Genomic DNA, 14,967 nt, shown 5'->3' with positions numbered 1-14,967 from the left:
TTAATGACTTTTAGAATAGAAAGCACAAAGCTAAATTTCTTTGTTTTACAGACATTTCAATAATTAACAATCCATTATTGCATGATATGAAGCGAGGTAAAATCTTTATCTATGATCAAGGTGTTGTCTCCATTTACTTTTACCGCCTCAAAATCTATTTCTTCATTATCTATCTGAATTTTAGAGATATTGAACGGTATTCCAATCAATTTTAATTTGAAAGTTTTATAACCTGTGATAAAAGTACCTGCTTTGTGTTGCTGAATGATCAACTCGTTCGTTTTTCCGGTAAGTTTGAAGGTTCTTAAACTGAATCTTCCTTTGGTGTAATCATACCCATCATGGGCATCATCGTACAGAAACGAATTTTCTTTTCCTTTTTTATAGTAAACCTCTAATACTACTTCATTAATCTCCTTTTCTCCAACATACTGCTGAATTGGGTATTTAGGGATTATAGCTCCTTCTTTTATAAATAGCGGCATACTATCCAGATCTGCCTCTACCCAAACCTCCTTACCTCCAGAGCTGAACTTGTTATTCCAGTAGTTATACCAGTTACCTTTAGGAAGATATAATCTTCGCCCTTTGGAATTAGCTTCTATAATTGGACACACGAGTATCTGGTCTCCAAATATAAATTCATCTGTTCTGTAATGAGTTTGAATATCTTCCTGATCATATAAAACTAAAGATTTTAAAATGGGGGTTCCTTCATTTAAGTAATGCCAGAAAGAGGTATATAAGTAAGGTAAAAGTTGATATCTAAGTTCAATGAATTTTTTAACTACTGCAGTGATCTCTTCTCCAAACATCCATGGTTCTTGTTCTCCATGATCTCCTGAAGAATGAGTTCTGCAAAAAGGATGAAATACTCCTAACTGGATCCAACGTGCATATAGCTCTCCATTAGGTTGTTCTGCAAATCCTCCAATATCACTTCCAATAAATGAAAATCCTGAAAGCGCCATTCGCTGTGCCTGCACATTAGCGATCCATAAATGTTCCCAGGTAGCTATATTATCTCCTGTCCAGGAAGAAGTGTATCGTTGTGTACCAGCATATGCTGCACGTGTTATTACAAATGGTCTCTTAGGATATCCAAACTTTTTTAATCCCTGATAAGTGGCCCTAGCCATTTGCATTCCGTAAACATTATGAGCTTTTCTATGGCTGCATGGATTTCCATCGTAATCATGTCTTACATCATCTGGAAAGGTTTTATTAGGAACTTCCATTATTGCGGGTTCATTCATATCATTCCAAACCCCTTTTACTCCGATATCTTCTATAAGTTCTTTAAATAATCCAGCCCACCAATCTCTCACTTTCGGATTCGTGAAATCTGGAAAATAACATTCTCCCGGCCATACCTTTCCTTTCATATAAGGACCATCGGCTCGTCTGCAGAAATAATCATTTTCTAATCCTTCTTTAAAAACTTCGTAATCTTTATCTATCTTAATTCCCGGATCTATAATCACTATGGTTTTAAATCCATCCTCTAGCAGCTCCTGCACCATTCGTTTTGGATCTGGGAAATATTCTTTATTCCAGGTAAAGCATCTAAAGCCTTCCATATAATCTATATCCAAATAAATGGCGTCACATGGTATTTGTAGCTCTCTGAATTTGGCTGTTACCTCTTTAACTTTAGATTCCGGATAGTAACTCCATTTGCATTGATGATACCCAAGCGTCCACAGTGCTGGTAATTGATGCGGCTTTCCAGTTAGATCTGTATAATTAGCAACTACATCGGTCATTTTTGGACCATAGATAAAATAATAATTCATCTCTCCTCCCTGTGCCCAAAAACTGGTTACGTTTTTACGCTCATGAGCGAAATCAAAAAAGGTTCTAAATGTATTATCGAAAAATATCCCGTAAGATTTTCCGTGATGTAAGCCCGTGTAAAATGGTATTGCCTTATAAATTGGATCGGTATCCTTACCATAGGCATAAGAATCTGTTACCCAGTTCTCAAATCTTTTTCCTTTAAGATTCAAATGCGAAGGCTTATCCCCCAAGCCATAATAGCTTTCACCATCCTGAGAGGTTTTACTCATCTTAACAATATCACCACCAAACTCATAACTCTCCTCCCAATGGAATCCTAACTCATCATGACTAATCAAGGTCTTATCCTTGGCATCATAGATATTTACCTTTAGATTTATTTTATTTATGTGGCAGATAAGTTTTTGAGTAGTGATTATATAATCTTCCGCAGCTTCCTCAATATCTAAATAATTATATCCGGTACTGGCATATTTTGTAATAGCATAAGAAAAATCCTTATCGAAATTTGAGGTGGTAGAGTATCGGAATCTTATAACACTATCACGAACAATGGTTATTTGAAGTGTTACATCATTTTCTGTTCGAAAATCCAGAACATCAATGTTCTTATTATAGGATACTATATGGTTAGGAAACTGATTTCCTTTTAGTTCTAATTCTGTATTAGTGATCATAGATAGGGTGCTAAAAAATAAGTTGTAAACGTACTAAAAAAACCAAAATCTGCTAGTTACTATTCCATAATAATAAAGGCCTTTTATTACGTTAAATACAATTAAAGCACCTAATTTCCAATATTTTAGTATTACTCATCTACGTGCTGAAAAACTACCACTCCTAGTGGCGGAAGTGTGATACTTGCTGAAAATTTACGTTGGTTCCAAGTATCATGCGATACCTCAACACTTTCAGCATTTTTAACCCCACTACCTCCATAAGGCAGTAGGTCGCTATTGAAGATCTCCTTGATATATCCTTTTTTATTTAGTCCGATTTTATAATTTACCTTTAGGGTTGGAGTGAAATTACAAACCACTAGTATATCGTTTTCGGAATCATGACCCTTTCTTAAAAAAGAAAGCACCGAATTTTCATTGTCATCATACGCGATCCACTCAAATCCTTCAGTACTAAATGCTTTTTCATAGAGCGCCGGCGTTTCCTTGTAGAATAGATTGAGATCTTTTACGAAATTCAGCATACCTTTATGCGGTAAGAATTCCAATAAATTCCAATCTAAACTCTTTTCAAAATTCCATTCCTCATACTGAGCAAATTCGGATCCCATAAACAAGAGCTTCGCACCAGGATGCATAAACATAAATGCATATAGGGTTCTTAAATTTGCAAATCGCTGCCACTCATCTCCGGGTTGTTTGCTCAAAAGTGACTTTTTACCGTGTACAACTTCATCATGAGAAAGCGGTAACATAAAATTTTCTGTAAAAGCATAAGCAAGGCTAAATGTTAATTCATTCTGATGAAATTTTCTATGAATAGGATCTTTGCTGAAATAAGCCAGCGTATCATGCATCCATCCCATCATCCACTTCATTCCAAAACCTAAACCTCCTTGATCTACAGGTTTTGTAACACCGGAAAAAGCAGTAGATTCTTCTGCTATGGTTTGCACTCCTTCAAAATTATTATACACCGCAGTATTGAAATCCTTCAAAAAAGATACAGCTTCCAAATTCTGATTGCCTCCAAATATATTTGGTTCCCACTCTCCTTCTTCTCTGGAATAATCTAGATATATCATTGAAGCCACTGCATCTACCCGCAGTCCATCTATATGATAATATTCCAGCCAGAAAAGAGCATTACTAATTAAAAAGGAACGCACTTCATTACGTTCATAATTAAAGATCAGACTTTTCCAATCTGGGTGATATCCTTTTTTGGTGTCTGGATGTTCATAAAGATGAGTCCCGTCAAACAATCCCAGTCCATGTTGGTCCGAAGGAAAATGTGCAGGTACCCAGTCCAGAATTACTCCTATATCATTCTGATGAAAAGCATCTATTAAATACATAAAATCCTGAGGAGAGCCGAAACGAGAGGTAGGTGCAAAATATCCTATAAGCTGATAGCCCCAAGAAGGATCATAAGGATATTCCATGATAGGCATTAGCTCCACATGAGTGAAGTTCATTTCCTTCACATAATTCACCAGTTCAACCGCTAGTTCTCTATAGCTTAAAAATTCCCCTTCAGAATTTTTTTTCCAAGACCCAAGCTGTACTTCATATACAGAATATGGTTTATCAAGATCATTTTTGTCTTTCCTATAACCCATCCAATTCTTATCCTTCCAAGTATAATCTTTGATATCCCAGATTATAGAGGCAGTATTTGGAGATCTTTCAAAATAGTGTGCGTAGGGATCTACTTTTTCGGTAATTATATTATTGTTATTGGAAGTTATCTTGAATTTATAACGCATTCCTTTTTTAGCCAAAGGAATAAATCCTTCCCAGATGCCAGAAGAATCCCAACGCACATTTAGCATATGCTCACTACCATCCCAATAATTAAAATCACCAACCACTGCAACAGATTTTGCAGAAGGTGCCCAAACCGAAAAATAAACACCACCCTCTCCTTCAAATTGCATAGAGTGTGCACCAAACTTTTCATAAAGTTTGAAATGTTTACCGGCTTTAAATAAAGAAATATCAAAATCTGTAAATAAACTGTAAGCTTTTACCTGCGACATATTTTTAGGCTGCTAATTAAAATGTTTGATTGTCTGTAAAGTTTCATAGACTTACAAGGGACGTCTTTCTGTCCCGACGCTTCGGGAATTTCAGAATCTCATAAGACTGTTAATCGTTACAATTAGTTGAGACCCTGAAATGAATTCAGGGTGACGAGATCTCTATAATGAGTAATAATCTTAAATCTCATAGCCATCTGGAATAATTGCTCCCTTTTTCACTACTACGATTCCTTCTTTTATAAAATAAGTATCAGTTTCCTTTTCTTCCAACTGCGCACTACCATTAATTTTTACATTATTTCCAATACAGCAGTTTTTATCTAAAATTGCATTATTTATACTACAGTTTTCACCAATGCCCATCGGGATCTTTGTATCTCTTTGTTCCAAATCCTCTAAAGTTTGATAGCTGTCGCTTCCCATCATATAGGTATTACTTACAGTAGTTCCACTTCCTATTCGAGAACGAATTCCAATTACGGAACGTTCTATTTTGGCAGCAGTTATCAAACAACCATCAGCAATTACCGCTTTGTTCAGAATAGTACCTGAGATCTTGGTAGTAGGAAGTAAGCGTGCGTGGGTATATATTCGTTTCGAACTATTATAAAGATCAAATTTTGGAATATCATCTGTTAAGCCAAGATTAGCTTCAAAAAAGGAATCTATATTCCCAATATCTGTCCAATAACCTTCAAATTGATAGCTAAGTGTTTTATGTTTCTTAATATTCTGCGGAATAATTTCTTTTCCAAAATCTACTGTTTCTGGGTCATTCATGAGTTCTACCAAAAGATCCTTATTGAAAATATAGATCCCCATCGAGGCCAGATGATTTCTTCCCTCCACCTCCATCTCTTCACTTACCGGTGAAGTCCAATCTTTTAATAGTTCGGTTTTTGGCTTTTCTATAAAAGATGTTACTAAGTTACTTTCATCAGTTTTAAGAATTCCAAAGGAAGTGGCATCCTTTTCAGAAACCGGCAAGGTGGCGATAGATATTTTTGCGTCACTGGCTATGTGCGCTTCCAGCATAGTATTATAGTCCATCTGATACAATTGATCTCCAGATAGTATAAGTGCATATTCAAAATCATGATTTAAAAAATGATGCATGCTTTGTCTCACAGCATCTGCAGTTCCTTGAAACCAAGTGTTATTTTGAAGAGTTTGTTCAGCAGCTAAAACATCTACAAAGGCAGAACTAAAAAAACTGAAATGATAGGTATTCTTTATATGCGTGTTTAATGATGCTGAATTAAACTGGGTAAGCACGAACATTCTTTTTATATCTGAGTTGATACAGTTGGAAATAGGAATATCTACCAATCTATACTTTCCGGCTATTGGAACTGCCGGTTTAGACCTTGTTGCTGTTAATGGATACAATCTGGAACCTTGGCCACCGCCCATAATAATTGCTAATACCTTGTCGTTGATCATGAATACTGAATTAAAGATTTGTATAAATTAATATATTTCTCTGCAGATGCATCCCAGGAATGATCTATTTTCATGATCACCTTTCTGGTTTCTTTTAACTTTGAAGAATCGCTATAAAACTGAGTTGCTCTTTTTATCGATTTATAAATTCCCGTTACCGTATTATCAGTGTGTAAAAAACCAAACCCACCTTCAGAAATATCCAGCACTGTATCTTTTAAACCTCCTATTTTATTTACAATGGGAATGGTTCCATACCTAAGGGAATACATCTGATTAAGTCCGCAAGGCTCCACCCGAGATGGCATCAATAAAAAATCCCCACCGGCATACATTTTATGAGAGAGTACCTCATCATAGCCTATAAATGCATTATACTTTTTTGGATATTTGCCAGTAAGCTGCTTTAGTTGCTCCTCATAGGTTTTGTTTCCAGAACCTAATAAAAGTATAGAAATATCCAGATCTTTTAAAGCCAGCTCAAACACTTCATAAAAAAGATCGGCTCCTTTTTCTTCTACAAGCCTACCAATAAAAACGAATAATGGTTTTTCTGGATCTAATCCAAATTTTTCACATAACCAATCCTTCGAAGCTTGTTTTCCGGAATCGCAGTTCGAAATACCATATTTCGACGCTATCATATCATCCGTTTCCGGGTCCCATACCTTTGTATCTATTCCATTCAATATCCCACTACATTTCTGACTTTCAGAACTAATTAAGCTTTCCAATCCATTCGCTTTAACTTTCAATTCTTCCATATAACTTGGAGAAACAGTGGTAACTTGCCAAGCGCATTTAATGGCTGTAGCCAGCGGATTAATACTGTTATCCCAATCTAATAACCCTATGTGAGATAAGGGAAATGTTGGAATTAGATCTATTTTATCATGAGAGAACCAACCTTGATATTGGGCATTGTGAATGGTAAATACGGAGGGTGTGTTTTTTAATTTTTTATATTTATTTATGTGAGACATCATAAAAGGGATTAGCCCTGTATGATGATCATGGCAATGAATAATATCTGGCAATTGCTTATTCTGAATTATCCAGTCTAAAACAGCAATTTGAAAGGCTAAAAATCTTTCGGTGTCGTTTTCCGAATACACATATTCAGTAAACAATAAATCGGGAATATCTACCAAATAAAGCTCAAATCCGAAATCCTCATTTTCTGGAGTTAAAATTCTAAAAACTTGGGAGTCTTTTCCGATTTTCAAATGCCCTTCGTGTACAGTTTTAAATTTGTGGGCTTGGGTGAATTTATTTATGTAAAATGGCATCACCACTTGACTTGAAGTTCCTGCGCTATTTTGATATTTAGGTAAAGCCCCTACAACATCTGCCAATCCGCCAACTTTAGCAATAGGATAACATTCGGCACTAATATGTATGATTTTCATTAATTTTTTTCTCAGTTACTAAACTTACAAAAAATATTTTAGCTATAATTATCTCTTTATGAGTTGAAAAGGGATTTCTTTTTCAGTAATACATGTTCTAAACATATAATAATAATTCGAAATACCTTGAAATTGAAATGAGTCTTTGGCGGCTATCTGTACTCTACTTGTAATGAAGGAATTTAGAACAACTATATTTTGTTGCTTTCAGAATATTCTGAAAATCTTTATATTCGATATAGAATAAGTGAAATAATTATTTTTAATTTAAAATAATATACCTAAAATTATTTAGGATAGTAGTAACTGCTTCTATGTATGGCTCCAAGCAATTATTAGACTACCTTGTAGAGGTTAAGTTAAATTTCAATTTTCCTTACATATGCAAAGCGATAGCAATTCAATAATCCCAGATTCCACAACCGAAATTTCTTTTAACCTGGAGCAGTTTTTCGAACTAACTCCAGATATCGTTTGCATTGCAGACCATAATGGAAATTTAAAGAAAGTAAATCCCGCGTTTTCAAATATTCTTGGATACAGCATGGAGGAATTGCTTGATAGCCCCGTCAACAATTTTATTTATTCTGAAGACAAACTCAATACCTCTCGCTTTAGAGATAATCTTAGAGAGAAAAACCCTGTTTTAAATTTTGAGAATAGGTATCTCACGAAAAGTGGAGATATTATATGGCTTTCCTGGACATCGATTTCTGAGCCAGAAAGTAAATTGATATATGCCATTGCAAAAAACATAACTCATGTTAAAAAACTGGAGGAAGAGCGAAATTTACTCCTAATAGATCTAGCAAAATTAAATGCCGATCTTAAAAAATTCACCTATACCACAACGCATGATCTAAGGGCACCTGTTAACAATCTTCTATCCCTTTTTAGCTTGCTAGATTTTTCTAAAATCGAAGATAAACAAACGCTGGAGTATATAGAATTGCTTAATTCTTCTACAATTCAAATGAAAAATACTTTAGACAAGTACGTCGATGCGGTGAGTCAAGAGAAAAAAATAAATATAGAGGTTGAAGTTTTAAGTCTGGAGGACACCCTTTTCATGGTTCTTAATTCGATAAATACCTTGATCCAAAAATCGAATACTACTTTCAACGTAGATTTCTCTAAAGCTCCCGAAGTAAATTTTAGTTCTTTTTACTTACAGAGTATCCTGCTTAATCTTATTTCTAATTCAATTAAGTATTGCAACCCAAAAATAGCTCCAGCAGTTACTATAAAATCAAAAAAAGTGAATAATGGGATCCAGTTATCATTTTCGGATAACGGAATTGGGTTCGATATGGAAAAGGTTGGAGAATCTATATTTGGCCTTCATCAAAGTTTTCATAATAATGGGGACAGCAAGGGAATAGGGCTCTATCTGGTGCAAAGCCATATGGAAAGCCTAGGCGGTAAAATAGCTGTAACCAGTGAAGTAAATGCGGGAACTACCTTCACACTAACTTTCAAGGACTAATTTTCACTGTATAAAAATGGAAGGCATATTGAAGATACTATCCCGCATCTAAGCAAATTTGCTGACCTCTTTCTGAATTTAATCCTAGGTTGAAATTACTTTTTTAAGCATCTTCTTTAATTTCTGAGATTTTTGACTCTTTCATAAATTTTATGTTCAAGTTGAGTCTTAGTAAATCTTATTTATAATATATAGTATTGTCCGGTAAAAAAATTAAGCATTTCGGTGAGGCTAGAATTAACCTGGATTAGGACTGTTTTCAATGTTTAAGAGCTTGCTATTGGAACACAGAATTATTTTTTCTTTTTTGAAAAATTTATACATATTAAAATAGTGACTTTCAATTAGTTGGAATAAAGTCTTACATCTTGAATCTAGCAGCGCAGTGATCTTATATCTTTTGTCGGACGACAATGTATAATATATATAAAACAGGAAAGCTCTGGTTTCTCCCGACTCCACTTTTTGGATAGTATCCAATAACAAAAATCCCATAAACACTAGGTTTACGGGATTTTTCATTCAGCCACTAGAGCTATGTTTTATATTATTTTAAATCAAAACGATCTAAATTCATAACCTTGGTCCATGCATTTACAAAGTCCTTCACGAACTTTTCCTGTGAGTCCTTATATCCATATACTTCAGCTATGGCACGTAATTCTGAGTTTGATCCAAAGATAAGATCGGCTCTTGTAGCTGTTCCTTTCTTTTCTCCTGAAATACGATCTGTACCTTCAAAAAGATTTTCATCTTCTGAAATTGCTTTCCACTTTGTACGAATATCCAATAGATTCACAAAAAAGTCGTTGGTAAGAGTTTCAGGTCTATCTGTAAACACACCATGTTTAGAATTATCATAATTCGTATTCAAAGCTCTCATCCCACCTATAAGAACCGTAAGTTCCGGAGCAGAAAGTTTTAGCAATTGAGAACGATCTATCAACATTTGTTCTGCTGATGCAGCGATGTGATCCTGATTTCTGAAATAATTTCTAAAACCATCTGCATTTGGCTCTAAAGGTGCAAAAGCTTCAACATCCGTTTGCTCTTGTGAAGCATCTGTACGTCCCGGGGCAAAAGCTACATTTACCTCATAACCGGCATTTTTAGCTGCCTTTTCAATACCAGCACTACCGCCTAGTACGATCATATCTGCAATAGAAACCTGTTTGTTTCCAGGTTGATCATTATTGAAATTAGATCGAACTTCTTCCAATGTGTCCAATACTTTTGAAAGTTGGGATGGATTATTTGCTTCCCAATATTTTTGCGGAGCCAAACGCAAACGTCCGCCATTAGCTCCACCACGTTTATCTGAATCTCTATATGTTGAAGCTGAAGCCCAAGCGGTTGATACCAATTGAGAAACAGAAAGTCCTGAATCGAGAATTTTATTCTTTAAATCTGTTACATCCTCCTCGTTTATTAGTTCATGATCTACTGCTGGAATTGGATCCTGCCAAATTAATTCTTCACTAGGCACTTCTGGACCCAGATATCGGGAAACTGGTCCCATATCACGATGTGTTAACTTATACCAGGCACGAGAAAATGCATCTGCAAAATCTTCAGGATTCTCATGAAAGCGTTTTGAAATTTTAAGATATGCAGTGTCTTCACGTAATGCGAGATCTGTAGTCAGCATAAAGGGAGCATGACTTTTAGAGGAATCATGTGCATCTGGAATAGTCCCGGCACCTTCATTATTCTTTGGTTTCCACTGATATGCTCCGGCAGGGCTTTTTGTAAGTTCCCAATCATATTTAAAAAGATTATCAAAAAACATATTGCTCCATTGAGTTGGATTAGCAGTCCAAGCACCTTCAATACCACTTGTTACAGTACTAGCTGCATTTCCGGTACCAAAAGAATTCTTCCAACCAAGTCCCTGTTCTTCAATAGCTGCACCTGCAGGCTCCATACCTACGAATTCTTCAGGATCGGCGGCACCATGCGTTTTTCCGAAAGTATGTCCACCAGCAATAAGCGCCACAGTCTCTTCGTCGTTCATTGCCATACGCCCAAAAGTTTCACGAATATCACGTGCTGCGCCAATAGGATCGGGATTTCCGTTAGGTCCTTCAGGATTTACATAGATAAGTCCCATATGGGCTGCTGCAAGTGGATTTTCTAGCTCATGATCACCAGAATAACGCTCTTTATTCGCAAGCCACTCGCTCTCAGAACCCCAGTAAATGTCTTCTTCCGGCTCCCAAATATCTTCTCGTCCTCCTGCAAAACCAAATGTTTCGAATCCCATTGATTCTAGTGCACAGTTTCCTGTTAGGACCAATAGATCTGACCATGATATTTTATTCCCATATTTCTGCTTTATAGGCCAAAGAAGCAACCGTGCTTTATCTAGGTTTGCATTATCTGGCCAGCTATTTAAGGGCGCAAAACGTTGGGAACCAGAACTAGCTCCTCCTCTACCATCACCAATACGGTAAGTTCCTGCGCTATGCCAAGCCATACGAATAAAAAAGGGCCCATAATGTCCATAATCGGCAGGCCACCACTCCTGTGAATCTGTCATTAGATCAAAAAGATCTTCTTTGACTGCATTTAAATCCAATTTATTAAACTCTTCAGCATACTTAAAATCTTCTCCCATAGGATCTGATTGTTTTGAGTGCTGACGTAATATTTTTAGATTTAATTGGTTAGGCCACCAGTCACGATTTGCTGTACCACTACCTGCAGTAAAATTTTTAGCTCCACCCATAAATGGGCATTTGCTGGATTCGTTTACTTCCCAAACCTTATGATTATCGGGGTTATTAGAATGATCGTTTGACATATTGAAGAATTTTTAATTAGTGACTCAGTAAATTTATGATAATATTTATTTATTTCATTAAATTTTCAATCAATAAAAACTATGCCGCTTAGACTAAACTTATAATTATAATATTAAATCTTTAATTATACCCAAAATAAAATACTAAAAAGGAATCAACTGCATAATATTCAATTGAAAATCTATAATTCGAAAATCACATTAATTTTGGATATTTAGATTTAGTACTGTCAGGTAAAAAAATTCAGGATTTCAGTGGGGCTAGAAGTTACGTGGATTAAAATGTTTAGCAGCTTTCTATTGGAACACAGAATTATTTTTTTCTTTTTGAAAAATTCATACAGATTAGAATATTGATTTTTAGTTAGTTGGAATAAAGTCTGACGTCTTGAATCTTGCAGCGCAGCGATCTAATATCTTTTGTCGGACGACAATGATTCAGATTCATTTCTGTTATCGATTTTGAAAACAAAAAGCTTAGCATCATTCTGAAACAGAATTTATTGATCTCTTAAAATGTTTTCATTTTTTTTATGAAAGTGATCAACTATTCTACATTAATTACGTCATTATCTTCGTTATTTGAATAATTTAATATCAATAACATAAACATTAGGCATGTTAATTGATAATTATCCACTGCAACTAATTCAGCCTTTCTATTAATTTTTTAAACCTTCAAAATTATGGAAGTAAAAAAAACTACAAAAGCAGATCTTAACAAGCGAACTGTATTATTCTTGCAAATTGGTCTAATCCTAGTCCTTTTAATGGCCTATTTCGTTGTACAATGGCGTTCTTACGAAAAAGCAGAAATAGTTCAAGATCAATCCTTAAATGGGCCAGTAGATGAATTGGAAATACCAATAACGATACTTCCTACTCCGCCACCCCCAAAGTTGCCCGTGGCTCCAGATGAAATTAAATTGATCCCCGATGATGAAGATAAGGAAGAAGACCTCATTAAATCTTCAGAAATAGATACTGAACCAATAGTCAATGTAGATGCTATTAAAGAAGTGAGAAAGGACGATGAGATCGAAACGGTTCCATTTATTTTAATTGAAGACGTTCCAATATTTCCCGGTTGCGAGAATTTAAGCAATAACACAGAACGGAAAGATTGTATGAGTGAAAAGATCACCAAGTTCATCAATAAAGAATTCAATGTAGAACTTGGAAGCCAACTTGGCTTAAAAGGTATCAACAAAATAAATGTGATGTTTAAAATTGATACCAATGGCGATATTATAGATGTACTTACTCGAGCTCCACACCCAAAATTAGAACAGGAAGCACAGAGAGTAATCCAAGCATTACCAAAAATGAAACCAGGAAAGCAAAGAGGAAATCCTGTAATAGTTCAATATGCAATACCTATTATATTTAAAGTTCAAGATTAAATAGCCTAATACTATTAACTTATAAAACCGCGCTTGTTATTACATAGCGGGGTTTTATATTTCTCTTATTAGTATGTTTAAAAAAGATTAGAAATTAAATGCTTCAAAATAAATATAATTAAGAATGATATTCCAATTGCTACTGTCTAAAATGTTATACCTACTTCCTAAATATTACACGAAATACAATTTGTAAAAATTTCGACTTTTGAGTCTCAATATTCTGTAAAGAATGAAGTATGCCTTGAATTGTACATTAATAAAGATGATCACTTTAACGTCCACCTGCCTATATCTGCTTCCTCATTACCTAATCGCTGCTAACTATTACAAATTTCAATATCAAATCCATTGGAAATATTTCTTAGATAATTAAATAGATAATCATTAAGAGGTCCATTTTGATCTTTTTTACTCTTAATAATGAATTATTAAAACATCGGTATAGTTGATCAATGTATTTCGTTTAACATATCAAGAAAGAGTCGCAATTATTCCTTCTGACCTTTTTAGTACTTAAAACCCAATTTCAATAGAATTAAATATTAGATTTACATTTCTATTAACTGCTGATTAACAGTGTTATATAAAATTGATTTATAAATAATCAAGAATTTATAATGAGGCTTATATAGATTACATATAAGCCTTTCCTAAAAATTTGAAATATGAAAATAACTACTTTAATTTTAGTTTGCCTATTTCTATATAGCTGTAAAACTTCAAATTTCGATGATAATATTTTTGATGAAGGTAAAACCTACAAAAATTTCAGAGGATATGAACCGGTAGATCCAGTTGAATTTGAAGATCAAATTCGAATTGCTAGTGAAGAAAATTTAATAGTTTCAAAAGATATGAAGCTTTTAACCAGGGAAGAAACCCTCGGCTTTCTTAATAATGAAACGGTGCTTGTGTCAATAGGAATGCTAACCAAAGAAGGGTCTATTAATTACTTACCTATTACCATATCCAAAAAAAACTCCAGTTATAAGGTGACAATGGATTATATGAAATATGCAACCCTCGCACAGCTATCCAATAATCAATTTATAGGCTCTAAAAGAGTGGGTGTGGGGTTAAGGCTTATTTCATTGATCACTACTGCTGAAGCAGGAATAAATATTGGAGACTTATACTCAATTGGATTAGCTGCCAAAGACGGAAAATTAAGTGGAACATTGATTATTGAAGTTATTGGTATAAAATCTAAGGAAGTAACCACATTAATACCATTTCCTTCTGAAATTAATCAAACTACCATCCAAAATGCTATGCAAGCCTTGGCAACTATAAAATCTAAAATCTATGACGAAGAAACCAAACTTTACCCTCAGGTTATGGCTATTAAAAAGTACAGAAATGAGGAAATTCAAATCGTAGAGAATAATGGAGATACCATATTTAATGTAGAAAGTGACTTTGATGATAGCAGCATCAAGCTTCAATTCGGTAATATTAAATTCAGTTCTGAAGATAAAAAAGATCAAGCATCTCAATTATTGATTGATGCATTAAAACATATCATAAATAAAGAGGTAGAGTTATCTATCAATAAATTAGAGGATTACCAGCAGGCTTTTCCTCTTTATTCTGTAAATCCGATTCTTAATAAACTAAAAGAAAACCGTAATACACTTCAAAGCAAAAACAATCCGGAATGGAATGAAGTTTATAAACTTATCTTAGATAATTATTCCTCCCAACTTCCTAGTTCTATTATAGAAAAACTCAAAAACCCTTAGACTTCTTGATAAAGCAGGCCTGTTTCTTACATATGAATATCTTTAGAAGCGTATTTTGTATTCATATTGAAAACATATAATTATATACAGAAAAATATCACTTCACAAATTTAAGTTAGATAGAAATATTAAATAAAAAAGCCTGTTGAAATT

The 14,967-nt window shown here is 34.5% G+C and carries 8 protein-coding genes; 3 read left to right on the top strand and 5 right to left on the bottom strand.

From position 1 onward, the window contains the following. Positions 1 to 74 precede the first annotated feature (74 nt). The 4 genes from ES724_RS08420 to ES724_RS08405 form a co-directional block, all read right to left on the bottom strand. Positions 75 to 2,477, bottom strand: a complete 2,403-nt coding sequence (locus tag ES724_RS08420; RefSeq protein ID WP_146932051.1) for a glycoside hydrolase family 31 protein — start codon at positions 2,475 to 2,477, stop codon at positions 75 to 77. 131 nt (positions 2,478 to 2,608) lie between these two features. Next, on the bottom strand, positions 2,609 to 4,522 hold the full coding sequence (glgB, locus tag ES724_RS08415) for a 1,4-alpha-glucan branching protein GlgB (RefSeq protein WP_146932049.1): 1,914 nt from the start codon (positions 4,520 to 4,522) through the stop codon (positions 2,609 to 2,611). Between the two features lie 180 nt (positions 4,523 to 4,702). Then, a complete protein-coding gene (locus tag ES724_RS08410) occupies positions 4,703 to 5,968 on the bottom strand; it encodes a glucose-1-phosphate adenylyltransferase (protein WP_146932047.1) in 1,266 nt (421 codons plus the stop codon). Further along, positions 5,965 to 7,377, bottom strand: coding sequence for a glycogen synthase (locus ES724_RS08405; protein WP_146932045.1), 1,413 nt, complete (start codon positions 7,375 to 7,377; stop codon positions 5,965 to 5,967). Before ES724_RS08405 ends, ES724_RS08410 begins: the two co-directional genes overlap by 4 nt. Before the next feature lie 382 nt (positions 7,378 to 7,759). On the opposite strand from ES724_RS08405, the gene ES724_RS08400 reads away from it, so the two are divergent. Next, positions 7,760 to 8,863 carry a PAS domain-containing sensor histidine kinase gene (locus tag ES724_RS08400; RefSeq protein ID WP_146932043.1) on the top strand — a complete coding sequence of 368 codons (1,104 nt, stop codon included), beginning with the start codon at positions 7,760 to 7,762 and terminating at the stop codon, positions 8,861 to 8,863. 547 nt (positions 8,864 to 9,410) lie between these two features. Here the strand turns inward: ES724_RS08400 and katG are convergent. Further along, entirely contained in the window at positions 9,411 to 11,666 is a 2,256-nt protein-coding gene (katG, locus tag ES724_RS08395) for a catalase/peroxidase HPI (RefSeq protein ID WP_146932041.1), read from the bottom strand. 686 nt (positions 11,667 to 12,352) lie between these two features. On the opposite strand from katG, the gene ES724_RS08390 reads away from it, so the two are divergent. Both ES724_RS08390 and ES724_RS08385 read left to right on the top strand, forming a co-directional pair. Beyond that, positions 12,353 to 13,069: an energy transducer TonB gene (locus ES724_RS08390; protein ID WP_146932040.1), complete on the top strand. Its 717-nt coding sequence runs from the start codon at positions 12,353 to 12,355 to the stop codon at positions 13,067 to 13,069. Positions 13,070 to 13,737: 668 nt separating this feature from the next. Next, positions 13,738 to 14,814 (top strand): hypothetical protein, encoded by a 1,077-nt coding sequence (locus ES724_RS08385; protein WP_146932038.1) that lies wholly within the window; start codon positions 13,738 to 13,740, stop codon positions 14,812 to 14,814. Positions 14,815 to 14,967: the final 153 nt, after the last annotated feature.

Origin of the sequence: Gillisia hiemivivida, assembly GCF_007997295.1 — a bacterium.
GTDB lineage: Bacteria > Bacteroidota > Bacteroidia > Flavobacteriales > Flavobacteriaceae > Gillisia > Gillisia hiemivivida.
Note: the sequence above shows the minus strand (reverse complement) of the source record. Positions and strands in the feature narration are given on the sequence as shown.

Bases quoted from the DNA above. Each gene is read 5' to 3' on its own strand.
- ES724_RS08420 (WP_146932051.1), bottom strand. From the start codon at position 2,477: ATGATCACTAATACAGAATTAGAACTAAAAGGAAATCAGTTTCCTAAC.
- glgB (WP_146932049.1), bottom strand. From the start codon at position 4,522: ATGTCGCAGGTAAAAGCTTACAGTTTATTTACAGATTTTGATATTTCT.
- ES724_RS08410 (WP_146932047.1), bottom strand. From the start codon at position 5,968: ATGATCAACGACAAGGTATTAGCAATTATTATGGGCGGTGGCCAAGGT.
- ES724_RS08405 (WP_146932045.1), bottom strand. From the start codon at position 7,377: ATGAAAATCATACATATTAGTGCCGAATGTTATCCTATTGCTAAAGTT.
- ES724_RS08400 (WP_146932043.1), top strand. From the start codon at position 7,760: ATGCAAAGCGATAGCAATTCAATAATCCCAGATTCCACAACCGAAATT.
- katG (WP_146932041.1), bottom strand. From the start codon at position 11,666: ATGTCAAACGATCATTCTAATAACCCCGATAATCATAAGGTTTGGGAA.
- ES724_RS08390 (WP_146932040.1), top strand. From the start codon at position 12,353: ATGGAAGTAAAAAAAACTACAAAAGCAGATCTTAACAAGCGAACTGTA.
- ES724_RS08385 (WP_146932038.1), top strand. From the start codon at position 13,738: ATGAAAATAACTACTTTAATTTTAGTTTGCCTATTTCTATATAGCTGT.